At 46.7% G+C, this 23,761-nt stretch carries 22 protein-coding genes; 15 read left to right on the forward strand and 7 right to left on the reverse strand.

Features of this window, described 5'->3' with window-relative positions:
- Positions 1 to 3 precede the first annotated feature (3 nt).
- Both RBK99_RS08175 and deoD read right to left on the reverse strand, forming a co-directional pair.
- On the reverse strand, positions 4 to 2,430 hold the full coding sequence (locus tag RBK99_RS08175; RefSeq protein ID WP_317504111.1) for a bacteriohemerythrin: 2,427 nt from the start codon (positions 2,428 to 2,430) through the stop codon (positions 4 to 6).
- Positions 2,431 to 2,548: 118 nt separating this feature from the next.
- Positions 2,549 to 3,259 carry a purine-nucleoside phosphorylase gene (deoD, locus tag RBK99_RS08180; protein ID WP_317504112.1) on the reverse strand — a complete coding sequence of 237 codons (711 nt, stop codon included), beginning with the start codon at positions 3,257 to 3,259 and terminating at the stop codon, positions 2,549 to 2,551.
- Between the two features lie 97 nt (positions 3,260 to 3,356).
- Here deoD and RBK99_RS08185 point away from each other — a divergent pair, with 97 nt between their 5' ends.
- Genes RBK99_RS08185 through RBK99_RS08205 form a run of 5 tightly spaced genes read left to right on the forward strand, consistent with a single transcriptional unit; the run spans position 3,357 to position 8,440 of the window.
- The gene (locus RBK99_RS08185; protein ID WP_317504113.1) at positions 3,357 to 5,873 is read left to right on the forward strand and encodes an efflux RND transporter permease subunit; all 2,517 of its coding nucleotides are present in this window, start codon (positions 3,357 to 3,359) and stop codon (positions 5,871 to 5,873) included.
- A complete protein-coding gene (locus RBK99_RS08190) occupies positions 5,870 to 6,673 on the forward strand; it encodes an outer membrane lipoprotein-sorting protein (protein ID WP_317504114.1) in 804 nt (267 codons plus the stop codon). The genes RBK99_RS08185 and RBK99_RS08190 overlap by 4 nt, the downstream gene beginning before the upstream one ends.
- Positions 6,673 to 7,878: a hypothetical protein gene (locus RBK99_RS08195; RefSeq protein WP_317504115.1), complete on the forward strand. Its 1,206-nt coding sequence runs from the start codon at positions 6,673 to 6,675 to the stop codon at positions 7,876 to 7,878. Before RBK99_RS08190 ends, RBK99_RS08195 begins: the two co-directional genes overlap by 1 nt.
- 24 nt (positions 7,879 to 7,902) lie before the next feature.
- Positions 7,903 to 8,121: a YgaP family membrane protein gene (locus RBK99_RS08200; RefSeq protein ID WP_317504116.1), complete on the forward strand. Its 219-nt coding sequence runs from the start codon at positions 7,903 to 7,905 to the stop codon at positions 8,119 to 8,121.
- A gap of 7 nt (positions 8,122 to 8,128) precedes the next feature.
- The gene (locus tag RBK99_RS08205; protein WP_317504117.1) at positions 8,129 to 8,440 is read left to right on the forward strand and encodes an ArsR/SmtB family transcription factor; all 312 of its coding nucleotides are present in this window, start codon (positions 8,129 to 8,131) and stop codon (positions 8,438 to 8,440) included.
- A gap of 44 nt (positions 8,441 to 8,484) precedes the next feature.
- Here RBK99_RS08205 and RBK99_RS08210 read toward each other — a convergent pair whose 3' ends face one another.
- Positions 8,485 to 9,183 carry an OmpW/AlkL family protein gene (locus RBK99_RS08210; RefSeq protein ID WP_317504118.1) on the reverse strand — a complete coding sequence of 233 codons (699 nt, stop codon included), beginning with the start codon at positions 9,181 to 9,183 and terminating at the stop codon, positions 8,485 to 8,487.
- A 73-nt stretch (positions 9,184 to 9,256) separates the two neighbouring features.
- Positions 9,257 to 9,973 (reverse strand): YebC/PmpR family DNA-binding transcriptional regulator, encoded by a 717-nt coding sequence (locus tag RBK99_RS08215; RefSeq protein ID WP_317504119.1) that lies wholly within the window; start codon positions 9,971 to 9,973, stop codon positions 9,257 to 9,259.
- A 151-nt stretch (positions 9,974 to 10,124) separates the two neighbouring features.
- On the opposite strand from RBK99_RS08215, the gene RBK99_RS08220 reads away from it, so the two are divergent.
- A complete protein-coding gene (locus tag RBK99_RS08220) occupies positions 10,125 to 11,135 on the forward strand; it encodes an isopenicillin N synthase family dioxygenase (protein WP_317504120.1) in 1,011 nt (336 codons plus the stop codon).
- Positions 11,136 to 11,171: 36 nt separating this feature from the next.
- On the opposite strand, the gene RBK99_RS08225 is transcribed toward RBK99_RS08220, so the two are convergent.
- Positions 11,172 to 11,651, reverse strand: a complete 480-nt coding sequence (locus tag RBK99_RS08225) for a type II secretion system protein (RefSeq protein ID WP_317504121.1) — start codon at positions 11,649 to 11,651, stop codon at positions 11,172 to 11,174.
- Positions 11,652 to 11,732: 81 nt separating this feature from the next.
- On the reverse strand, positions 11,733 to 14,267 hold the full coding sequence (locus RBK99_RS08230) for a S8 family serine peptidase (protein ID WP_317504122.1): 2,535 nt from the start codon (positions 14,265 to 14,267) through the stop codon (positions 11,733 to 11,735).
- Between the two features lie 316 nt (positions 14,268 to 14,583).
- Between RBK99_RS08230 and RBK99_RS08235 the strand changes: the two genes are divergently transcribed.
- Genes RBK99_RS08235 through RBK99_RS08255 form a run of 5 tightly spaced genes read left to right on the forward strand, consistent with a single transcriptional unit; the run spans position 14,584 to position 18,092 of the window.
- A complete protein-coding gene (locus RBK99_RS08235) occupies positions 14,584 to 14,991 on the forward strand; it encodes a curlin subunit CsgB (protein WP_317504123.1) in 408 nt (135 codons plus the stop codon).
- A gap of 24 nt (positions 14,992 to 15,015) precedes the next feature.
- Positions 15,016 to 16,503: a hypothetical protein gene (locus RBK99_RS08240; protein ID WP_317504124.1), complete on the forward strand. Its 1,488-nt coding sequence runs from the start codon at positions 15,016 to 15,018 to the stop codon at positions 16,501 to 16,503.
- A gap of 46 nt (positions 16,504 to 16,549) precedes the next feature.
- Positions 16,550 to 16,927, forward strand: a complete 378-nt coding sequence (locus tag RBK99_RS08245; protein ID WP_317504125.1) for a curli production assembly/transport protein CsgE — start codon at positions 16,550 to 16,552, stop codon at positions 16,925 to 16,927.
- Positions 16,928 to 16,938: 11 nt separating this feature from the next.
- Positions 16,939 to 17,322: a curli assembly protein CsgF gene (locus RBK99_RS08250; RefSeq protein WP_317504126.1), complete on the forward strand. Its 384-nt coding sequence runs from the start codon at positions 16,939 to 16,941 to the stop codon at positions 17,320 to 17,322.
- A 14-nt stretch (positions 17,323 to 17,336) separates the two neighbouring features.
- Positions 17,337 to 18,092 (forward strand): CsgG/HfaB family protein, encoded by a 756-nt coding sequence (locus tag RBK99_RS08255; RefSeq protein ID WP_317504127.1) that lies wholly within the window; start codon positions 17,337 to 17,339, stop codon positions 18,090 to 18,092.
- 7 nt (positions 18,093 to 18,099) lie between these two features.
- Here RBK99_RS08255 and RBK99_RS08260 read toward each other — a convergent pair whose 3' ends face one another.
- Entirely contained in the window at positions 18,100 to 18,747 is a 648-nt protein-coding gene (locus RBK99_RS08260) for a response regulator transcription factor (protein WP_317504128.1), read from the reverse strand.
- Positions 18,748 to 19,093: 346 nt separating this feature from the next.
- Between RBK99_RS08260 and sufB the strand changes: the two genes are divergently transcribed.
- From sufB to RBK99_RS08280, 4 genes are read left to right on the forward strand one after another with little or no spacing between them, the layout of a single operon-like run.
- Entirely contained in the window at positions 19,094 to 20,530 is a 1,437-nt protein-coding gene (sufB, locus tag RBK99_RS08265) for a Fe-S cluster assembly protein SufB (RefSeq protein ID WP_317504129.1), read from the forward strand.
- Between the two features lie 3 nt (positions 20,531 to 20,533).
- Complete coding sequence (sufC, locus tag RBK99_RS08270) at positions 20,534 to 21,298, forward strand: Fe-S cluster assembly ATPase SufC (RefSeq protein WP_317504130.1); 765 nt, start codon at positions 20,534 to 20,536, stop codon at positions 21,296 to 21,298.
- Positions 21,295 to 22,545, forward strand: a complete 1,251-nt coding sequence (gene sufD / locus RBK99_RS08275; RefSeq protein ID WP_317504131.1) for a Fe-S cluster assembly protein SufD — start codon at positions 21,295 to 21,297, stop codon at positions 22,543 to 22,545. Before sufC ends, sufD begins: the two co-directional genes overlap by 4 nt.
- Positions 22,542 to 23,759: an aminotransferase class V-fold PLP-dependent enzyme gene (locus RBK99_RS08280; protein ID WP_317504132.1), complete on the forward strand. Its 1,218-nt coding sequence runs from the start codon at positions 22,542 to 22,544 to the stop codon at positions 23,757 to 23,759. Before sufD ends, RBK99_RS08280 begins: the two co-directional genes overlap by 4 nt.
- Positions 23,760 to 23,761: the final 2 nt, after the last annotated feature.

Genomic DNA, 23,761 nt, shown 5'->3' on the forward strand with positions numbered 1-23,761 from the left:
CGATTAGCGAATACCTTTGCTGTTCAGATGCCCTTTGTACGCCATATCGCTTTTCATAATGTGATTCATTAGCCAGGCTTTAACAAACTCCAGCAACTCATCAATCACGTCCTCGTGGTTATCAACCCGATGCTTGAACCGCATCACGTCCTGCACTAAGTCGCGGTGTTTCAGTTTATGGTTTTCTAAGTCGGGATAGCCGTTCCGTTCCATCAGCAACTCTTCGTAGTTAAAGTGCGTTGCTGTGTAGTTTATTAAGGAGTCCACCAGACGTTGCAGCGCGTGCTGATCACCATCCCGAAGCTTCAGTCGGTACAGCTCATTAGCAATGTAAATTAAACGCTGATGCTGACGGTTAATTTCTTCAATTCCCACATCGAGTTTCGATGACCATTCAATCAGGACATCCTGTTCCGATAGACGCCGCTCTATAACGTCCTCTTCAATGTAATAGCGATCACCCAGGGATTTAATCTCACCGCCTAACGTCGTTAACTGGGCAGAGCTTTCTAATGCTTCCTGCGAGCGTTCATCCACAACTCTGGCACTTTCTGACAGCGAGTTGATGTTCTCCTGGATATTCATAGTCACCGCTGACTGCTCTTCCGCTGCGGAGGCTATCTGAATATTTAAATCATTAATAACACCGACATTTTCAACAATGTCTGTTAACGAATTTGATGCCTTGTTCGCCTGCTCCACGTTTTCACCAGCCAGTGTTTTATTGCGTTCCATAGAGTGAACGGCATTATTGGTGTTGGTTTCAAGCCGACCAATCACATTTTGTATTTCGCCGGTTGATGCCTGTACCCGCTGCGCCAATTGTCTGACTTCATCAGCAACCACAGCGAATCCACGCCCGGACTCTCCAGCTCGGGCTGCCTCAATCGCGGCATTCAGCGCCAGCAAATTCGTCTGATCGGCAATGTCGTTAATGGTCAGCAGGATCTTCGAGATGGCCTGGCTGTCTTCCGACAAGGTTTTTATGACTTGCTGAGACTCCGACACTTCCTGCTCTAATTGTTGAATAGCAGCGACCATGGTATCAACCACCTGCTGACCATTTCGCGCCGACACTAAAGTGTTATCTGCCTCCGTCGCCGCCTTTTGCGTCGATTCCGACACTTCACTAATTGCAGCAGTCATTTGCTCTACCGCCGCAGCGGCACTTTGCATTTGTGCCGCCTGGGCTTTAGCACGCTCGGCCAATTCTTTTATGGCTTGGTAGTTTCCATCACCCAGCCGGTCCATGCCGTCGCTCGACTTACGTATAGCATCGACTGAATAACTGGTTTCTATGGCGACCGAATTTAAGTAGTAGGTGATTTTTGAAAGTTCATCGTTGCCCTCTGTAGTGCCCAGGCTGTTCAGGTCGCCATTAGCCAACTGCTTAGCCATTTCGATATTCGCGGAGACAGCCCGGCGAATACCCAAATACAAGCTTGTGAAGAGCAGCAATTGTAGCAGCAAAACGCCCAGCAGCAGCGCAATATTGGTCCAGACGATGCTGTCTAGTTTAGCAGCGCGTTGTTCTAGCCTGTTTTGGTAGGCAGGAATGACGCTGTCATAGAAACCAAATAGAGCCCCTATGGCTGCAGTGCCTTCCCGGAAAAAATCGCCCGCTGCCATTTGGCGGTTCAACAATCGACGCGAAGCCGTCTCACTAAATAGCGTGAGTTGCTGTTCAGCGGCTTCAGCTTGTTTCAACAGAGCGCTATTGTTTGTTTCCTCGGATAAATTCTTTACGATACCGACAAAGTCCTCAACCTGGCTTTCTAATACATAACTTAAGGTTGTGACCGTCTGTTGCAGCTCTGCGCTACCCTGCCCACTTAACCATTGTGCCCCCAGACCTCTTAAGCGGCCGCTGTATTCAACTAATTGGGGGAGTTCTTCCACCGCTAACCGTGCAAGGTAAAGACTGGCTAAATCACTTTCCAGTAGCTGCTGTGAGTGTGTGCTGAGTTTTTTTAATAGGGATTTGGTGTAATTAAGTAACTCAGAATGTCGCTTAAATTGCCCTGTAGAACCGTTGAGTTGTTGCCACTCCCTGCTTAGTTGAGCAATGTCTGCAGCTGATAGAAAACCATGTTTCTTTTGCAACGCCTCAAGCGAACTTAAATGGCGGTTAACCGCCTGCACCGAACGGTTAATTTCATTTGAAAATTCCCCCCGCTGTGCGTCGCTTCCGGTCATGCCCCGGTGCATCGCAATATGCTCTAACAATCCCCGAAACTCAGACCAATACTGAGAGACCTGCTGTTTTTGCTCAACTTGATGGGCTTTATCCAACGAGTCATTGACCATTAAGGCGCTCAACACAATAACCGGAAGGAACAATAAGAATCCGATGAAACCGAATTTTCTTCTAAAGCTCAGTAAATTAAACAACTTCTGGACAGGGCGAGTTAACCAATCGAGCCACTTCATAACCACTCCACTACAGGCAAAGTCTGCAACCACAAACGCGTCATTTTGCCTGTTTATCGACATTAGTCACATGAAATAAAGGGTTATTACTGACTAGGTAATTAAAACTTGATTACGATCAAGAAACCAGCAAACTCTCCAAGGTCATTTCGGTCATTTTATTAAACGCGGTTTGTCTTTCGTTAGCCGACAACCCATTTCCTGTTCTTATTTCATCCGACACGGTCATAACCGCCAGTGCCTGCTTCTTATGAATGGCCGCAATGGCATAAAGCGCCGCCGCTTCCATATCCAAAGCCAACACATTCATAGCCTCCAGCCTGGATTCCAGCTTCTTATCGGGGTGATAGAAGCAGTCGGTTGAGAACACATTACCCACCGCCACCGGTTGGTTTTTCTTTTGACAGTAGCCAACAAACTCACTTAGAAGTGTGTAGTCAGCGATGGGGGCAAAGTCATAGCCACCAAACAAACGCCGGTTAATTGCTGAGTCGGTGCAAGCCCCCTGAGCCACAACCAGGTCACTCAAGCTAAGGTTCGGCGATACGGCGCCACAGCTGCCAACACGAACTAAGCGCTCAACGCCAAAATGTTGAAATAGTTCCTGCGCGTACAGAGTACAGGACGGCATACCCATTCCAGAGCCCATGACAGACACCGGAGTACCGCGAAACTGACCGGTAAAGGCAAGCATATTCCGTGTATCACTAATCAGTTCAGCATGACTCAAATGCGTCTCAGCAATATGTTTTGCCCTTAATGGATCACCCGGAAACAGGCACAGCTCAGCAAAGTCGCCGACCTTAGCCGAAATATGGGGAGTGGTCATAGGAATCATCCTGTCATTTTTAAAACGAGAAAGGTGACAAATCAGAAATAATCGATTATATTTCGCTTTATTCTAAATTAGATAATACGGAATTAACATGATCGATGTCATCATGAAATTGGCAACAGGTTACCGCAAAAGCGTCTTCTGGTTATTGACGCTGATCACTATTGCCATTACGGCTTTTATACCGTCCATTACTATCGATACCGATCCGGAGAACATGCTGCCGGATAATAATCCTCAGCGCCTTTTTCATAATCAGGTCAAACAAACCTTTTCCATGCATGACATGATTGTTGTCGGTGTTGTTAATAACAATGGCGTCTACAACAAACAGACGCTGACCGATTTACATACCCTCTCTAACTACGCCGAATCACTCGACGGAGTTATCAGCGATGACCTGATGTCACTGGCGAATGTCGACAATATAACTCAGAAAAGCCCAGGCACCATTCGCTTTGAATGGATGATGAAACAACCACCGGAAAATGACGCCGAGGCACAGTACATCAAGCAGCAAGTGGAAGACTTACCCTTGCTTTACAACACCATTGTTGCCGGTGATGCCAAGGCTGCCGCTATATACGTGCCCATTCGCGATAAAAATCAAAGCTATGCTCTGGCAGAAAAATTACGAGAAAAAACCGAGACACTAAAAGGACAAGATGAATGGTACATCACGGGTTTACCTGTCGCTGAAGACCAATTTGGTTCTGAAATGTTTGTGCAGATGGGTATTTCAGCGCCAATAGCCGGGCTGGTTATCTTTGCCTTGCTTTGGTTTTTCTTCCGTAACGTGCGTTTTATCAGTGCAGCAATGATTGTCGCGGTTGCGACCGTACTCATTACCATGGGGTCATTGATTGCTCTGGGCTTTACCGTACACATTATGTCCTCAATGATCGCCATTTTCCTGATGCCGATAGCGGTAGTCGACTCCGTCCATATCATGTCGGAATTTTCCGACCGCTATAAGCAAAACGGCAACGCAAAGGACACAATTAAAGCCGTATTAAGCCATTTATTCAAACCTATGCTATTTACCTCGATAACCTCAGCGGTTGGATTTTATTCCCTCATGCTGACGCCCATCCCGCCAGTACAGGTATTTGGCGCTTTCGTTGGCTCCGGTATTTTACTGGCTTTTGTTATTACCGTTCTTTTTGTACCGGCGTACATTTCTGCCCTTAAACCAACAACACTGGAAGGCTTTTCTCAGCTTACTCACGACGAACATAAAACAGGTTGGCTGCAAAAAATGGGTGACCTGGCCGCTCGTCATGCCAAACTATGGATTGCCTTCTTTTTAGTGATTCTTGTCTTCTCGTGGTACGGAATTCAGCAAATTACCATTAACGATAACCCGGTTCGCTGGTTTAAACCCGGACACGAGATACGCGTTGCCGACAGGGTTTTGAACAAGCATTTTGCCGGGACTTATAACGCCTACATGGTATTTAAAAGTACTCTGGATGTTGATAGCAAAGCGCGCGATGCGGTGCAGAACACTCTCAACAGCCCTGTTCTGTCAGGGCACTCGCGTCAGGTTTTAAACGAGTTACTGGCGAAACAAGATGTTCGTTTTAATCAGTGGATTATTGCTGTAGACGACTTGCTCTTTAGCGTCGATGCAAATGAGCTTAAGCCATTAGAGTCGCTAATGACTGAACTGGAACAACTGAATTCAAAAAGTAAGGTGTTCCAAAGCCCCGAGCTGCTCTCGTACATGAGTGAATTACAAAGGTATTTGCAGACAACGGGGCTGGTAGGCAAGTCCAACAGCCTCACCGATGTGGTAAAAACCGTCAATCGCGAATTGCGTTCCGGTAGAGAAAAGGACTATGAGCTTCCCGATAATGCAAATGGTGTTGCCCAAACCTTACTGCAATATCAATCATCGCACCGGCCTCAGGATCTTTGGCACTTTGTTACTCCGGACTATCAACAGAGTTTAGTGTGGCTACAACTGACTAGCGGTGATAATCAGCATGTCACCGAAGTAGTCAACACCGTCGATAGTTATCTGGCAAAACACCCATTGCCGGACAATATAGAAATGGATTGGGCAGGCAAGGCTTACCTTAATGTTGTCTGGCAAGAAGCGATGGTCGAAGGCATGTTAGACAGCCTTATCAGTGCCTTTATTGCGGTCTTTATCATGATGGTGCTGCTGTTCCGTTCAGTGATATTCGGTGTGTTGGCGATGTTACCGCTCAGTCTCACTATTGCCTTCATTTACGGACTTATCGGATGGGTGGGAAAAGACTACGACATGCCTATTGCTGTGTTGTCGTCGCTGACACTCGGACTGTCAGTAGATTTCGCTATTCACTTTATTGAGCGCACCCGGGCAACTTTTCAGCAAACAGGAAACTGGAAAGATACCTTGGTTATTCTGTTTGATGAGCCCGCCCGGGCTATTTCCCGCAACGCTATCGTAATTGCTATTGGCTTTACGCCATTGTTATTCGCCCCCCTGGTTCCTTACATCACAGTGGGTCTGTTTTTAGCCAGCATTATGGCGATATCCGCCATAGTGACACTTATTATGCTTCCGGCGGTTATGACAACCTTTAGCCGCCTAATCTTTCGTGGAGGTCAGTCATGAAAACAGTATTTCTAACGGTGGTATCTACCGCCTTTTTGCTGCTTAGCGGTCATACTCTGGGGGCAGAAAAAAGCGCCCGTGACATTGTTGAACAAGCAGAGCTTAATGCCTATTACGCTGGTGACGACGGGCGCAGTGCTGCTCGTATGATCATCACCGACAGTCAAGGGAGACAGCAATTGCGCCAGTTTACGATTCTGCGTAAAGATAAGACCGACGGTGGTGTACAAGATTTAATGGTGTTTTTCTCTCGCCCCGCCGATGTCCGCGACACGGTGTTCCGGGTAGTAAAGCAGGTGAACAGCGATGACGACCGTTGGTTATATTTACCCGATTTGGATTTGGTTAAACGTATCTCTGCTGGAGACAAGCGCACTTCTTTTGTTGGATCACACTTTTTCTATGAGGATGTTTCCGGCCGCGACACGGCTTTAGATAATTATGAAATTTTATCAGAAACCGACAACCAATACGTGTTGAAAGGCACGCCCAAAACCCCGGGCAATGTCGAGTTTGCCTACTACCACGTGGTCATCAACAAAGAACACATGCTACCAGTAGAAAGCACTTTTTATAACGACAGTGGTGAAGCCTACCGGAAAATGGAAGTACTAAAAATCGAAACTATTCAAGGCCATCCGACCGTTACTCACTCACGTATCTCAGACCTCAATGGCGGCGGTAATACTGAAATGCAGTTCCGTTTTATTACTTACAACATTGGCTTACCCGACAGTATTTTCAGTGAACGTAGCTTGCGTAATCCACCAGTTGAATGGTTAACCTTGAGAGAGCAGTAATGTCACACAGAAATATTTTAACCTTTACAGTTTTATTTGCTATTGCGTGCAGCGCGGCGGCACAGGACACGTGGCAAGACGAGCAATGGGAATCGAGCTGGGTTACGGAACAAGACGAGGGCATTAATGTCTACGGTTTTGTTGAGGCGGCAATAGGCGGACGGTTTGAATCCTCCCCCTATCACAAGCGTCTGTCTATTGCTGAACCTCGACTGCAATTGGGTTTTGACGAGCGCTGGAAAGATATTACCTGGACAGTAAAAGCCGACGGCTGGTATGACGGCTTTGATGAAACCTGGCACGGACAAATTCGGGAGTTAAACGCGCAGTTTACGGTATTTGAAAATACCGATATAAAAGTCGGTCGTCAGGTTCTTACCTGGGGTACCGGGGACTATCTGTTTCTGAACGATATGTTCCCAAAAGACTGGCAATCGTTTTTCACTGGCCGCGATCAGGAGTATTTGAAAGCGCCGTCGGATGCTTTGCGAGTCACCAGCTACTTTTCACTTTTTAACGTCGATTTTGTCTGGAGCCCTGAGTTTGACCCTGACAATTACATTAACGGCAAACGTATCTCCTACTTTAGTCCCTTAAAAGGCGCGTTAACGGGCTATGACCCTAGCGTTACATTCATTGAGCCCCAGCGCGACGAATATGCCCTGAGGCTGTTCCGCAATCACAACGGTGTTGAATACGCCCTTTATGGTTACGATGGTTTTACCAAAAGTCCTGAAACGGTTACTGAAGATTATCAGCCCACCTTCGGCCGCTTAACTGTCGTGGGCGCCTCCGTTCGACGAACCTTAGGCCCAGGCATTATTAATACAGAAGTGGCGCACCATAATAGCCATAAAGAAGCCGATCACTGGCGCGCATTAATAGGTTATGAGCAAGAGCTGTTTACCCGTTTTACCGGTGGCTTTCAGGCTTACGTTGAAAAAGGTGACGCGCAAACTCGAACTGTATTGACCACACGCTTAACCTGGCGCGACGAGCGCGACGATCTCACTCTGTCATTATTCGCTTTCGTTTCACCCAACCAGAACGACGGCTACCTACGCCCGACAGTAGATTATCGTATTGACGATAACTGGTCCTTTAGCGCTGGTTTCAACTTATTTTTCCGTGAGCGTTCAGATACTTTCTTTGGACAATTCACTGAAAACAACAATGCCTATCTGCGGATGCGGTATGCATTTTAATACGAAAACTGAAGGAGTTTTACAATGAGTGTCGAAAGAGCTTTAACCGCCTTTGCCGGCTTTATGGTATTGTTGTCCTTGGCGTTAACTTACTGGGTTCACCCCAATTGGATATGGCTAACGGTATTTGTTGGCGCAAACTTATTTCAACAATCTTTCACTGGTTTTTGTCCTGCAAGCATTTTTATGAAAAAAGTTTTAGGGTTAAAAACAGAGCGTGAGTTAGAAAAAGCAGGAAAATAAAGACGCTATGAGTGCTACTGAATCACAAGAGATGCTTCAGGAAGAAGCGCAGAATGCCGCAAGCTTCCTGCGCTCTTTAGGTAATCCTCACCGGTTACAAATTTTATGTCGATTAGCTTTGGGCGAACAAAGCGTCGGTGAGCTCCATCAACACTTCGACTTAAGTCCGTCGGCTTTTTCGCAGCACCTGGCGGTACTTCGCCAACAAGACTTGGTCACCATACGTAAAGAATCTCAGACCGTGTATTACTCCATAAAAGATCCGGACACCGAAGCTTTCATGAAGTTACTGAAACATAAGTTTTGTCCGTCGCTTTAAAAAAGCGCCACCTATAGGGCGGCGCAAAAGTTTCTGGAAGGACACTAGAACGAATAGCGAACGCCAGCCATAGCAACATAGGGGTCGATATCAACATCAACGCTTTCAATGGTCGTGCCGTTAACGCGAACATCACCGGTGGTATCAATATCCATGCGGCTAACCATAAAATGCAGACCCCAATCTTCGCTAAGCTTAACATTAACACCAGCCTGTAACGCGTAGCCCCAGCTGTTTTTCAGTGCCAGCGAAACATCGTCGCTATCAGTAACAACACCCAGTGCGTCCAATGTGGACCGCAACTGCGGATCAACTTGCTCATCGAAAAAAGCCGTGTAGTTAACTCCCACGCCAACAAAAGGCTTAAAGGTATCGCTATTCAGGTCAAAGTGATACTGAGCCAACAAGGTCGGCGGTAAATGCTGCGTTTTACCTATTTTTAGTCCGGCTAATGCACCTGTTCCGGTAATATCATGGCTAAACGGCGTTGCTGCAACTAACTCTAACGTCCAGCTGTTGGTTAACGCATAATCGAACGTCAGACCAAGCTGGGTATTAGTATTCACGCCAACACCGGTACTGTTCTCAGGTAGGCCAGCAACCGTTTCAACTACGTTGAGATGACGGCTGCTATCATCCGGCATGACAGAGATAGCACCAACATTAATAGAAAAATCATTTGCTAATGCGGAGGTACTTAACAACCCTAACAATACACCACAAGACAACGCTTTAAGCTTCATGGGTAACTCCTTGTTAATGAATACCCATAAAGCTTATAAGGTTTATTAATTGACTGAGTTGATCTATATCAATCTATTGTTCGGCGTTGTGGTAAATATTTTGAACATCGTCCAAGTCGTTCAACATATCCATTAAACGCTCAAACATAGGCTGATCATCGTCGTTGATGCTGGTGGTTACCTGTGGCAAAAATTGAATTTCATCAGCCTCAAAATCAACCTCAGGAAAAGCGCTTGTGAGTGCCTGACGAGCTGCGGCGTATTCTGTATGAGGCGCAAATACCGTCACCAGTCCATCTTCGTGCTCAACATCCGTGACATCAACATCAGCTTCCATTAAGGCTTCTAGCACTTCGTCTTCACTTTCATGCTTGAAAGCAAAAATAGCACAATGATCAAAGGAGTGAGCAACACTGCCCTGAGCCCCTATTTTAGATTTACTTTTGGTAAAGCAGTTACGCACATCGCCAAACGTCCGGTTCGGGTTATCCGTTAAACAGTCAACAATAACCATGCAATTGCCTGGGCCATAACCTTCATAACGTGCCGGAGAAAAGTCTTCACCCGCGCCACCCTGAGCCTTGTCGATGGCTTTTTCGATAACATGCGCAGGGACCTGGTCTTTCTTTGCTCTGTCTATCAGTCCTCGCAGTGCCAGGTTACCGTCGGGGTCAGTGCCCCCTTGCTTAGCGCAAACATAAATTTCGCGGCCGTAACGACTGTAGACTTTGCTTTTTGCATTCGCCGTTTTTGCCATAGACTCTTTTCGGTTTTGATAGGCGCGACCCATTTTCGTTATCTCATGTTTAAAAGAATAAGGCGGTAATTCTACACAGCCGCCTCAATATAGCCAACACATCTACCATAGAACATTTTGATTCTTCAGTTGCCGCAAGCAAGCAGCGTAAACTCCACCGCAGCAATAACCAGTTGAGTCCGTTATGAGAAGCCCGATACCTGTATTATCAATGCGAAAGCTCTATCTTAGTGCCACTGAGCGTGAGGATTTTATTGCCGAGCTCGGTAAAGCGGCGCGTGACGTCGGCTTTTTTTACTTAGAAGACCACGGAATTTCGCTGACAGAGCAAGTGAAAATATTGGACATGACCAAAGCCTTTTTCCGGCTTGACGGTGATGCGAAGGAGCGAGTTCAAATGATTCACTCACCACATTTCCGCGGGTACTCGGCTAACTATTCGGAGTTAACAGCAGGTAAACGCGATCGTCGCGAACAATTTGATATTATGGACGAATTACCGGCAATGGAGCGTTCAACGACGGTCCATGAGTGGCAAAACCTTATTGGACCTAACCAATGGCCGCAGCAACTGCCCGCTATGAAAGCAGAGCTTTTAACCTGGCAGGATAAGCTAACCGAAGTGTCAATGCAGCTATTAGAAGCATTATGTGAAAGCTTAGGGCAGCCAGCCAATGCACTCGCAAAAACGGTTGATAAAGGTCCCTATCGTCACACTAAGCTTATCAAATATCCCGGCAGCTCAGAATCTTCCGGGCAAGGCGTTGGGGCACACAAAGATCCGGGCTACCTCACTTTAGTGTTGCAAGACGAAAACAGTGGACTGGAAGTGGAATATCAGCAGCAATGGCATAGAGTTGATCCTCGTCCTGGTGCGTTTGTGGTCAATATTGGTGAACTACTGGAGCTCGCCTCTAACGGTTACTTAAAAGCGACAAATCATCGGGTCTCAAGCCCAAAACCCGGTATTACCCGATACTCTTCCGCCTTTTTCATGGCGGCCCAATTGGATGCATCAGTTCCGGTATTGAAGCTTCCTCCAAAGTTAGCAAAGCACGCCAAGGGGCCAACCAGCGATCCGAACAACCCATTGCTACATAACGTGGGAGAAAATGTAATGAAGGGCAGGAAACGCTCCCATCCGGATGTCTCGGCGCGGTTTTATTCCAAAAAAGCGGAGTGCGGCTCTTGCTAAGCCGTGTCTCTGTATAACGCTGACAAAGCCCATCGCCTAGCAGCCATCGGTGTTAAATTCTATTTCAGCTTCACTACCGAGGGTCGCTTCTTCATAATGTACATAGCACGCAGTTATGTCCTTATCTGTAGCAGCAATTCGGATACCGCCGGGTAATCCAGCACTAACACTGGATGTCACCCAATCATCCAAAGTAATCACCTGCTTAAGTACGTTCTCGCTTGCGGCCGGATAACCAAAGTGAATTAATAATCCTCCATCCGGACAGGTTTCCGTTGCCGTATCTATCTTCCCGCCAAGACAGGTTACCGCTGCTTCGTGGAGACTCTTTACGTTGGCTTTCGCATAGACAATATCGGTAGCACTTTTTAACGCCCCTGCGAGTGCCTTTATTCGGCCCCGTTCAGCGTCTGATGAAAAATTAATAAACTGAGGTAAAGCCGCGACTGCCATAATACTCAGTATGGCGACAACAAGTATCAACTCAACTAAGGTAAATCCTTTTGCGATTTTCATCTTCCGTGGTCCTAAAAAAAGGGCGCCCAAAAACGTCGGCGCCCAATATACATCAACATTAATTGTTAATTCAATGTTGCATTAAAAGCTTGCTGTCGCTGACTGACAAGCTTGAGTTCCAGCTTCACACAGTTCATAAACAACATCACTTCCGTCCGACTTAAAGCGGTCGCGATAACGGCCCGAGTTACTCAGCGTTTCAACGAACTCTCCGTCGCGGTATAGATCAACGTCACCAGCCGCTCCGGTCCAACGCAGATCAACCAAGGTTGTGTCATTACGTAAATGCGTAGCACGATAAACGCTCAGCTCAATATCCGTAATACTCACATTGACCGATTGCGTGACATTATCTGACAGTTCAGCAGCGTCCGTAACGGTTAACGTCACATCATAAACGCCAGCTTCAGAATAAGCATAAATCGGATTTGCTTCCGTAGACGTGCTTCCATCACCGAATTCCCAGAAATAGCTAGCAATGTCACCATCACTGTCTGTTGAAGTATTGGTAAAGCTTACCGTTAAATCATCAACGCTAGTCTCGAAGCCTGCAACAGGGGCATCTGGTAAACCATCTTCCTCTTCAACAGCGGATAACGTCAACGACCAATGATTCAGAACGCCGGTATCAGCACCCGCATTATCTGAAACATTCAATGTCCAGTCACCAGACATATTTTCACCATTAAAGCTGTCTACAGACCAGCTCTGGACTAAATTGTCCGCGCTACCGCCGGTACGATCATGCAGCACATGCTCTGTTCCCTCCGGTGATGTTAAGCTGACAATCAGGTCACCCTGCCAAGTATGGGTAATATCGACACTAACATCAGCACCAAATACAATACCGGTTTCTGGCACATTGATTATGCGTGTGATGCCGTTACTGTCATCATCAGGGATATCAACGCCAGCTGTATCTTCGTAATAGAAGTCAGACAGGCCTTGCGGCAACACATACACAGCAGAGCTGACTTCACGAGTAATTTCACCCGTTTCAACGTCTGAACCTGTGACGGTTATGGTGTACTCTCCCCATTGCGTCTGGTCCGTCGTAATCATCTGAACATCAACACTTTCCCCTGGCCCAGCCTGATTTGCCGACAAAGAAACGTCCACTTGCGGGTCGGAGGAAACACTTAAATCAACGGTACCCGACCAATCCGCAATACTGCCAACATCCAGAGTTAAGGTTGTGCTGTCGCCAGCCACTATTTCCTGCATCGCAGGAGCAAGGGTTAAGCGAAATGCTGGATCAGGATCGGAAGCTTCTAAAGCACTTAGGGCATTCAATCGTCTGCCAGAAACGGTTTTACCCGATAACGCAGGAATACTCTCGCCCGAGTCCATCAGAATTTGCTTAACTTCCGCAATGGTTAAGTCAGGTGCTATCGACCAGATTAAACCGGCAACACCGGCGACGTGCGGACTCGCCATTGAGGTACCGCTCGCCGTTGCATAACCGCCATCCAGATAAGTTGAGAGAATTTCTGTACCCGGCGCACCTAAATCTACCGATTCCAGGCCGTAAGTTGATGAGTCTGACATACTGTCTGTACGCGTCGTATTAGCGACATTGACAATACCATCTAAATCATAACTACCAGGATAGCTTGGCGTAACATCAGCATCTATGCCGTCGTTTCCTGCGGCAGTAATGAACATAATACCCTGGTCAGTGCTGTCGCTAATCGCCGTCCGCAAAGTTTCTGAGTAAGGACCGCCGCCCCAGGAGTTGTTTGTGGCCACTAAATTAACGCCATGATTGACCTTTAAATTCGTCATATAGTCGATACATTCAATAGCAGCTGCGGTACTACCAAAGCCATCCGCATCAAGGAACTGACAGCCTATAATTTGCACATCCCAATTAACACCCGCTACCCCGGCACTATTGTTTGAACTGGCACCAATAGTTCCTGCAACATGAGTCCCATGACCGTTCTGATCCATTGGATCGCCAGTGGAGGTGACCGCAGAGTAGCCATAACAATCATCAACGACACCGTTGCCATCGTCGTCCTCACCGTTATCGCAAACTTCGCCGGGGTTAACCCACATATTTCCGGCTAAATCGGGGTGGGTATAATCAACACCACTATCAATCACACCGATTACGATGTTGCTGTCACCAGTAGTAATATCCCATGCAGGACGCGCATCAATATCAACGCCCGGCGTTCCACCACTTTGTCCGGTATTTTCCAGGGCCCACATATCACCAAAACCAGGATCGTTTGGGGTCGCAAGAATATTAAATTGTGAATCTTTAAGATCGTTAATACTGATAATATAGTTCGGTTCAGCGACCTCGACTAACGGATGCTGAGACAGACGCTTTATGAGCGCATCACGCTGTGCCGCATTGCGCACTCTAACTTTTGCAATTCGTCCATCAGCAATATGTCGCATAGCCAAATCACGACCACTGTCATCTAAAGCTCGTAAGCTCCCCCCTGCATTTCTGATTAAATCCTGTCGTTGTTCCTTGGTTACTGAGTGTTTAAACATGACCAGCAACGAATCATCATCAGCTTTCTTATCTGTTGCCGCAACTGAAGAGCCTGCGACTAACGCCATAGAAATACCAATGACTAACTTTTTAATATTAGCCATTTTGTTTCCTCTGTTTTGTTGTTATCGAAGTATTTCGTGCCTAAAAGTGAAAGCACTAAAAAATAACTAGCATATTTTTGACGTTATAGTATCGCTAAAGATATATTTTTGAGTTTTCACCTTATAAATACGACGAAAGGACTAGCCCGTTTGGTGTTGACGCAAGAAGAAAAATATATATAACTTTGATATTTATAGATATTAACATTCAAAAACCCACTAGATAATCAATTGAAAATACCCCTTTCATACGATTGTTTAGGCTGAGCAACGCCCTATTCTTGTTAACGGAATTATTAACAAAAGGTGTTCCGCTTTGACTTACAAAAAACAACTTTTAGCAGCACTGGTTTTGCTCTTTGTCTCACTCCCCGGAGTGGCAAAAGACATACCTGTTGCACTAGCAGGGTTACTGGAGCGGCAGGCCCTTGCAAACCATGCAGAGATTGCTCAACTCGGATCGTACAACCTCACTTCAGTTATCCAGTCAGGTGAGCAAAATTATGCGTATTTGGTTCAGTCAGGTTTCGGAAATTCACTTAGCCTGGAGCAGCAAGGGTTCAATAATTCTGTCACGGCAGAACAATCGGGACGCGGTAATTCAGCAGTCATTTTGCAACTGGGCGATAACAACCTCGTTCAGTTACAACAGCTTGGCAATAACAACGCCATCACTATTCAACAATCCGGTTCTGCTGCAGAAATGTCCATCACGCAGTTTTGATAAATATAATTATGGAGAACAATCATGTCTAAAATGACCATTAAGAAAAGCGCTGTCGCACTTGCTCTAACGCTTGCATTCGCCGGTGGAGCTGCTGCCGATACACACATTGCGGTCGTTAACCAGGACTCTACCGGTGCCACTGAACTTGGCAACGAAATGTACGTGGAGCAAGCCGGTTTTTTGCATTGGGCTTACGCAGATCAGTACGGTGAAGGCAATACCACCTCACTACTCCAGTTCGACGACTGGCAAGAAGCCTACGCTTACGTAACAGGTGATTTTAACGTAGTCGAGGGCGATCAATCGGGTTTTTGGAACATCTCGAATGCCGATGTTGTTGGTAACGAAAACTGGTTATCAGCCTTTCAAGAAGGCACCTCAAATACCATTGGTATTGTCCTTCAAGGCAACGGTAACACTGCAATTGCCGAACAGTCAGGTGCAACTAACGAAGCATCCATTGACCTTTCTGGTGACTATAATGCTGCGGAAATTTATCAATCTGGCGATAGCAACTGGAGCAACTTCCAAATCGGTGGCAATGACAATATCTTCCTGAGTGACCAGTCTGGCTCACTTAATGAAGCCGGTTATTTTAATGCGACAGGCGATCGTAATAGCTTTGAAGCAATTCAAAGCGGCGATGGAAACGTAGCGGGCGTGGTTGGCGCCGATGGCGACGACAACCAAGTTTATGCCCAACAGTTTGGTTCCTCCAACATTTTTATTGCTGAGAACTTGCAAGGTAACGAAAACTTCGCTGATGTCTTTCAAGACGGTTCAGCAAACGAGTTCTTAATTCAGCCGATACAAGGGAACGCTAATTTCCTCGTGGTGCAACAACAAGGTAACTCAAACATTGTTGAAGCCGCTAACGGCATGGTGGGTAATGACAATTTAATTGATGCCTATCAGCGCGGTGATAATAACTACGCAGTATTTGCAACTGAAGGCGACATGCATAACGTTGAGCTTGAGCAGTTAGGCGACAACAACATTGCAGTAGGAGAATCTTACGGCGAGCAAAATGACATTATGGTGAGCAGCCGAGGTGATGATAACTTCAATGGTGTAGCGGCGCAGGGCATTTCTAATGACATTCAGAGCCGTCAACGCGGTGATGCTAATAATGCAGAGATTGTCATTGCCGGAGACGACAACGATGTTATGTCTAGTCAGGAGGGTGACGGCAACGTAACATTAGCCTACTCATACGATGCTGGCACAACGTCAGGAAATACCATCGATTCTGAACAGCAAGGTGACATCAACTTAATCGATACCATCATCGGTGGCGATGCTAACCTTATTAGCTTCTACCAAGAAGGTAACAGTAACGTTATTGCCGGCGACGAAGGTTCATTCGTTGTTGGAGGCAGTAACGGCAGCGTTGATATACAGCAGGTTGGTGACTACAACGTCGTTACCGGCGGTCAAGCAAGTAACGGTAACGTTATGAGCGTCTATCAGCAAGGCGACTACAACGTCGCTACTGTTGTCCAGTACTAAGTTGTTATGTTAGCGGCTGCTTTTTGCAGCCGCTTTCTTACTCTTTATGCTAAAAAAAATACTATTACTCGCGCTGCTTTTAACCCCAATAAGTCAAGCTGATGAAATCGAGCTTGGCGGAATGGTGTTAGATAGAACCATATCTCGCTTCGGTAAAGACTTCTTCTTTTATTACACCAGTTATTGGCGTGACATTCCTTCAACTAACGGGATTACTGTCGTCATTCACGAACAAATTTACCCGCAGGCAGGCACCCGTTTATGGGTAGAGATGGAACGCAAAAAAATATTTGAAACCTATTTTGGTCGGCGTCAAAACGACGTAAAAAAGTTGGCCGAGCAAGCAATTCTTATCAGTATTAACGAAGTCGCACGCATAAAAGCAGACTCCGTATTTGATACGCCGCAGAACAATACATTTTAAAGGCGAAGACTATGAAATTACGTTGGCTTGTCATCAGTTGTGTTTTTGTCGCAGCAAATGCAACAGCAACTGAAATTGTTTATCAACCAATCAACCCAAGTTTTGGCGGAAATCCGTTAAACGGAAATTTTTTACTACAAAAAGCTCAAAGTCAGAATGCTCATACAGCACCCGATTCAGACAGGTCTTTTGTTGACCGGTTCAGAGAGGCGCTAGAACGAAATATCATTAACTCACTGACACGTCGTATTGCTGACGGTGAGATCGTCGAAGGCCTCTATAATACTGGGGAATATACGGTTGAAGTCGTTGGTCAACCTGATGGCAGCGTGATTGTCTATATCACCCATAATGAAACGGGTGAGCAGACCATTATCACCATGCCAATAATATAAGTGGGAGAATAAAAATGCGTAAAGTTCTTCCTATTATTGCCTCATTAGTAATGACTGGATGTGCGTTGGTGCCTAAGCCGACCGATATTAATGTTAAACCAGCAGAGATTGATGCCCCTAGTTCAATGATGGTGTCCTTAAAGCAAAACCCTTTACCAAAAACTCGCATTCCCGTATCCGTTTATGCATTTCGCGATCAAACGGGTCAATACAAACCGCAGGAGAATGTTTCAAGTTTTTCGACAGCGGTAACCCAGGGAGCAACATCGATGCTGACACAGATGCTGCTTGAATCGGGTTGGTTTCTGCCAATGGAACGAGAAAATCTGCAAAATCTACTGACGGAACGAAAGATCCACAATTCCAGTGACAATAAAGAGCTTCCTCCGTTAAGTGAAGCCAGGCTCTTATTAGAAGGCGGAATTATCAGCTATGACACTAATGTCAGTACCGGGGGAATCGGCGCTGAGTATTTTGGTATCGGGCTATCCGAGCTCTATCGGGAAGATCAAGTCTCCATTTATCTCCGCGCAGTAGATGTCTATACCGGGCAAGTACTGCTCTCGGTATCAGCTAACAAGAAAGTGTTTTCACAAGAGTTGCGCGCTGGCCTCTTCCGATACGTCTCTCTGAACCGTCTAGCTGAATTTGAAGGCGGTTATTCTACTAATGAACCGGTTCAGTTATCAGTAAAACACGCGATGGAGAAAGCGCTCGTTGAGCTTATAGAGAAAGGACAACAAATGGGTTATTGGCGTTCTGAAAGTTAACTTAATGTTACACCGAAGTTGCGTAACTGGACCATTTCAGTAATTCCACCCGGTTGCGCGCTCCGGTCTTTCGGAAAATAGAAGACAAGTGGGTCTTTACCGTATGCGCACTAATATTCAATTTCTCTGCAATTTCTTTATTGCGGGCGCCCGTTGCGACCAATTCAATAATCTTCAGCTCTTGCGGTGTTAAGGAATTGATAAGAGAGGCGGTAGTAAAGGAGTCATCACCAGCTTGCCGGCGCAGCATCATTTCTTCGATCTTACCGGAAAGCAGTGAACGAGGGTAATACAGTTCTCCCTGACTAATCACTTTTATGGCGGTCAGTACCCTATCCAGGTGATCATTTTCATAAATAAGTCCTCTGGCTCCCAGGTTTAACGCCTGATTTGGGAGAATCGAGTCCTTCTTCGCATTCACTAAAAACAGTGGGTAAGTGTTAGTCAATGCAGCAATTTCATTGGTAATGTTTGAGCGGGAGAGTTGTTCTGAACCGAGTGAGTAAGCCACCATTGTTTCTTGTTCAGGAGGGTTATCAATAAGCTCAGGTAGGGTGCGATGGACAACGGAGATTTCTAAGGATTCTGCAAGCAACCCTAAGTTTTGCGTACGCTGTTGGTGTTCAATTAAAGCTAACTGAGTAAAACGCGCCATAACATCCCTTAAACTTAAAACACACCTTCGATACATCGTTTATTTAAATTACATTTTTTCAACGAATGATGTGACCCTTTATAATATACGATTGCTTTTTGTACCGAAAGTTTTTACAGCCTAGAACATGTTACAAAATGTAACAACCGTTCTATTTTTGAATATTCCCGCCAACCGTATAAAGAAGAGATAACCTTAGCGTCCGTCGGTGAAGTAAGCGACAAAAAGGCTGGAATCCCGTATAATGTCGGTCAACAGATAAAGTTGAGTGTTTTAGTCAGGTATTTTATACTATTGCCTAGTAACGGGCGAAATTCCCATCCGCAGCTTTTAGAGTGGGTAAATCATGAGTGAACAGATTGATCAGGCGCTTGCGCGTAAATACGATGCAGGCTTCGTTTCAGAAATAGAGTCAGAAACTTTTCCAATTGGTTTGGACGAAGACGTTATTGCTCGTCTCTCCGCCATTAAAGAAGAGCCTGAATGGATGCTCGAGTGGCGTTTAAAGGCTTATCGGACTTGGCTTAAGATGGAAGAACCCGACTGGGCGCATGTTGATTATCCAAGAGTGGATTACCAGTCAATTTCCTATTATTCCGCGCCTAAGAGCATGAAAGACAAACCTAAGTCGTTAGACGAGGTTGATCCTGAGCTACTGCGCACCTACGAAAAACTGGGTATTCCTCTGCATGAGCAGGAAATGTTAGCGGGCGTTGCCGTTGATGCGGTATTCGACTCAGTCTCCGTGGTAACAACGTTCCGCGAAAAACTGGAAGAAGCTGGCGTTATTTTCTGCCCTATTTCCGAAGCTCTTCATAAATACCCGGATCTGGTTAAAAAGTATTTGGGTACCGTGGTTCCACGCGGCGATAATTTCTTTGCCGCGCTGAACAGCGCAGTCTTTACTGACGGTTCGTTTGTCTATATCCCTAAAGGCGTCCGCTGCCCTATGGAACTCTCGACGTACTTCCGAATTAATGAGCAGAACACCGGTCAGTTCGAGCGCACGCTAATAGTTGCCGAAGAAGGCAGTCACGTAAGTTATCTGGAAGGTTGTACCGCTCCGCAGCGCGACGAAAATCAGTTGCACGCCGCAGTGGTAGAGCTAGTAGCTTTAGATGACGCAGAAATTAAGTACTCGACCGTACAGAACTGGTATCCCGGCGATGAAAACGGTAAAGGCGGAATTTACAACTTTGTCACCAAGCGCGGCCTGTGTGAGAAAAATGCGAAGATCTCCTGGACTCAGGTAGAGACTGGCTCTGCGGTTACCTGGAAGTATCCGAGCTGTATTCTCAAGGGCGATAACAGCGTCGGTGAGTTCTACTCAGTTGCTTTAACGCGCGGTAAGCAGCAAGCCGATACCGGCACCAAAATGATTCATTTAGGTAAAAACACCAAGTCGACCATCATTTCCAAAGGTATTTCTGCCGGTCGCAGTAATAACGCTTATCGTGGCTTAGTCCGCATGGGACCTGGTGCAGAAGGCGCACGTAACTTTACCGAATGTGACTCGCTACTTATTGGCGACCAGTGCGGTGCACACACATTCCCGTATATTGAAAGCAGCAATCCAACCGCGATTGTTGAGCACGAAGCCACCACCTCTAAGGTGAGTGACGATCAATTATTCTTATGTCGGCAACGAGGCCTGGACCCTGAAAAAGCAGTCTCAATGATTGTAAATGGCTTCTGTAAAGAAGTGTTCCGTGAACTGCCTATGGAGTTTGCGGTGGAAGCCGGTAAGTTGCTTGAAATCAGTCTTGAAGGTTCAGTGGGGTAAAACATGCTATCTATTAAAGATCTGCACGCACGTGTAGAAGAAACAACGATTCTTAAAGGCCTGAATCTGGAAATAAAACCCGGTGAAGTACACGCTATTATGGGTCCTAATGGTGCCGGTAAAAGTACCCTGGGTTATGTTTTATCTGGCCGTGACGGTTATGAAGTAGAAAGCGGCAGCGTTCAAATGGAAGGCAAAGACCTGCTGGAGATGGAAGTTGAAGAACGTGCTCAGGCTGGCCTGTTCTTGGCTTTTCAATACCCAGTGGAAATTCCGGGCGTTAGCAATATGGAATTTATGAAGGAATCGGTTAACGCGTTGCGTGAAGCACGCGGTGAAAGTGCCTTAAGTTCTGCCGAATTTCTGAAAAAAGCCAAAGAAGCATGCAAGCAAGTTGAACTGCCGTTGGACTTTTTAAAGCGCGGCGTCAATGAGGGCTTTTCTGGCGGTGAGAAAAAACGTAACGAAATTATGCAGCTGATCATGCTGGAGCCTAAATTGGCCATTCTTGATGAATCGGACTCCGGGCTCGATGTTGATGCTTTGCAAGTGGTTGCGAATGGTGTCAACAGCCAACGCGATGGTAAACGCAGCTTCATCGTCGTTACTCACTACCAACGCTTGCTTGACTACATTCAACCAGACTACGTTCACATTCTGTCAAAAGGCAAGATTGTGAAAAGTGGCGGCCCTGAACTGGCTAAAGAGGTTGAAGCATCCGGTTATGCCTGGTTAGCGGAAGCCGAAGCAGAAGGAGCAGATGCATGAGTCAATGGTTAAACCACGTTTTAGAGCGTGCCTCGACCGTTGACGATTGGCTATCTCCGGTCCGGGCACAAGCCCTGGCGACCTTAAAGCAGCAGCAATGGCCTACCCGCCGTACTGAAGCATGGCGCTATACGTCCTTGCACCCTGTTGCCGACTTACAGCTAAAAACAAGCGCAGCCAACAATACGGCTGAAGCGCCTTTAATTGAAGGCCTTAACAGCCTTGATCTGGTCTTCGTCGATGGCCAGCTCAATACTGATATCAGCAAGCTTCAGCTGCCCGATGGGGTCACTATTAGTGAACTTGCAGCACCCAGCGAGCCTGCAGAAGCACTGTTTGCACAAGTTAAGCCCAGTCGCCATCTATTCGGTCTGGTCAACGACGTATTAGCTCAGCAAGGCGTTGTCATTGATATTAAAGCCGGTGCTAAAGTCGAACAGCCTATTCGTATCGTAAACTTTGCGTCTGCTGGCATCGAGTCTCATCAGCGTACGCTGGTGCGTGTGGGTGAGAACGCGCAGGCAACTATTATCGAACACGGCAGTGGCTCAGGTAATAGCCTGAACACCGCGTTTGCTGAATACGATATAGCCGAAAAAGCAAGTTTAGAGCATTACCGCTTTGCGCTTCACGAGGGCGAAGCCATTCATATTGGTGGCAGTCATTTTAAACTTCACGACCACGCCAAAATGAACAGCACTTTAATTGGCTATGGAAGCCAATTAACGCGCTTAGATGTGGATATTGAACACGCTGGCGAGCACGCGTTTGCCAAGTTCAATAATGTGTATTTGCTAGCGCCACGCCAACATTTTGATTTGCACAGTACCATAGAGCACGCGTCTCCTAACGGAACGACAGAGGAAAACGCTCGCGGTATTATTGGCGACAAAGCCAAAGCCGTATTTAATGGTCGCATTCATATTCACCGCCATGCACAAAAAACCCTGGCTGAACTGAATAACCGTAACTTACTGCTAACCCGTGGTGCGCAAATCAATACCAAGCCAGAGCTTGAGATATACGCTGACGATGTCCAGTGCGCCCACGGCGCAACCGTAGCCGAAATCGATGAGGAAGCTTTGTATTACATGCTGACACGCGGTATCGACCGGCAACAGGCATTGGTTATGCTGAATTTCGGGTTTGTTCAGGAAATGGTTTTCCAAATGCCAAATAAGGCGTTGGCAGACTGGCTGCAACCTATTTTGAAAGCACGGTTTGAAAGCATGATGGAGAAGCAATGAGCCTGAACGTTGCACAAATTCGTGAGCAGTTTCCGATACTTCACCGGCAGGTGAACGGTAAACCTCTGGTTTATCTGGATAACGCAGCCACCACGCAAAAGCCCCAGGCAGTGATTAATGCGTTGACGGATTATTATACTCAGTGCAACGCGAATGTTCACCGGGGCGCTCATTACTTGTCCGATGAAGCAACTCGGCGTTACGAAGCCGCACGCAAAACCGTGGCTGACTACATACACGCCAGCCGTCAGGAAGAAGTCATCTGGACTAGTGGTACAACCGAAGGCATTAACCTGGTTGCCAACGGAATTGCCCAACGACTAAAAGCCGGTGATGAAGTACTGGTTACCGAAATGGAGCATCACGCGAACCTGGTGACCTGGCAACAAGCGTGTAAACGCTCTGGTGCCAGTTTAAAAGTGGTTCCCATTAACGAAGACGGCTCACTCAACATAGAGCAATTCCATGCCCTGCTAAGTGACAAGACCGCTTTCGTTTCTATGCCGCATATTTCAAATGCCCTGGGCACTATTAACCCAATTAAAGAGCTTACCGCAGCAGCCAAGGCCAAAGATGCATTGGTGATGATTGACGGAGCACAAGGCGTTGCCCATGGTCCTATTGACGTGCAGGACGTTGGTTGTGACTTTTACGCGTTTTCCGGACACAAGCTATTCGGACCTACCGGTATCGGTGTACTCTGGGGCCGCTACCAAGTATTAAAAGACTGGCCAGTATGGTTAGTCGGTGGCGAGATGATTGCGACGGTTAGCTATCAGGACGCTACCTGGGGTGAGTTACCTAACCGGTTGGAGGCTGGCACTCCGAATATCGCCGGCGCGATTGGCTTAGCTGCTGCAATTGATTGGTTACAACAATTTGATACCGCTGATATTCTGGCACACGAGAACGCGCTACTGGCAAAAGCGACAACATTAGCTGAGCAAACGGACGGCCTAACCATTGTTGGCCATGCAGCCAATAAAATTGGCGTGCTAAGCTTTATTATAGACGGTGCACACCCGGCTGATATTGGCTTCTTGCTGGATAAACAAGGTATCGCGATTCGCACCGGCGATCACTGCGCGCAGCCATTAATGAAGCGCCTGAATGTACCGGGTACTGCGCGCGCGTCATTTTCCATTTACAATACATTGGACGAGGTTGATAAGCTGTTCGAAGGCATCAACAAAGCTCGTTTAATGTTAGCCTGATG

Source organism: Idiomarina solivarensis (assembly GCF_033052755.1).
Classification (GTDB): Bacteria; Pseudomonadota; Gammaproteobacteria; order Enterobacterales; family Alteromonadaceae; genus Idiomarina.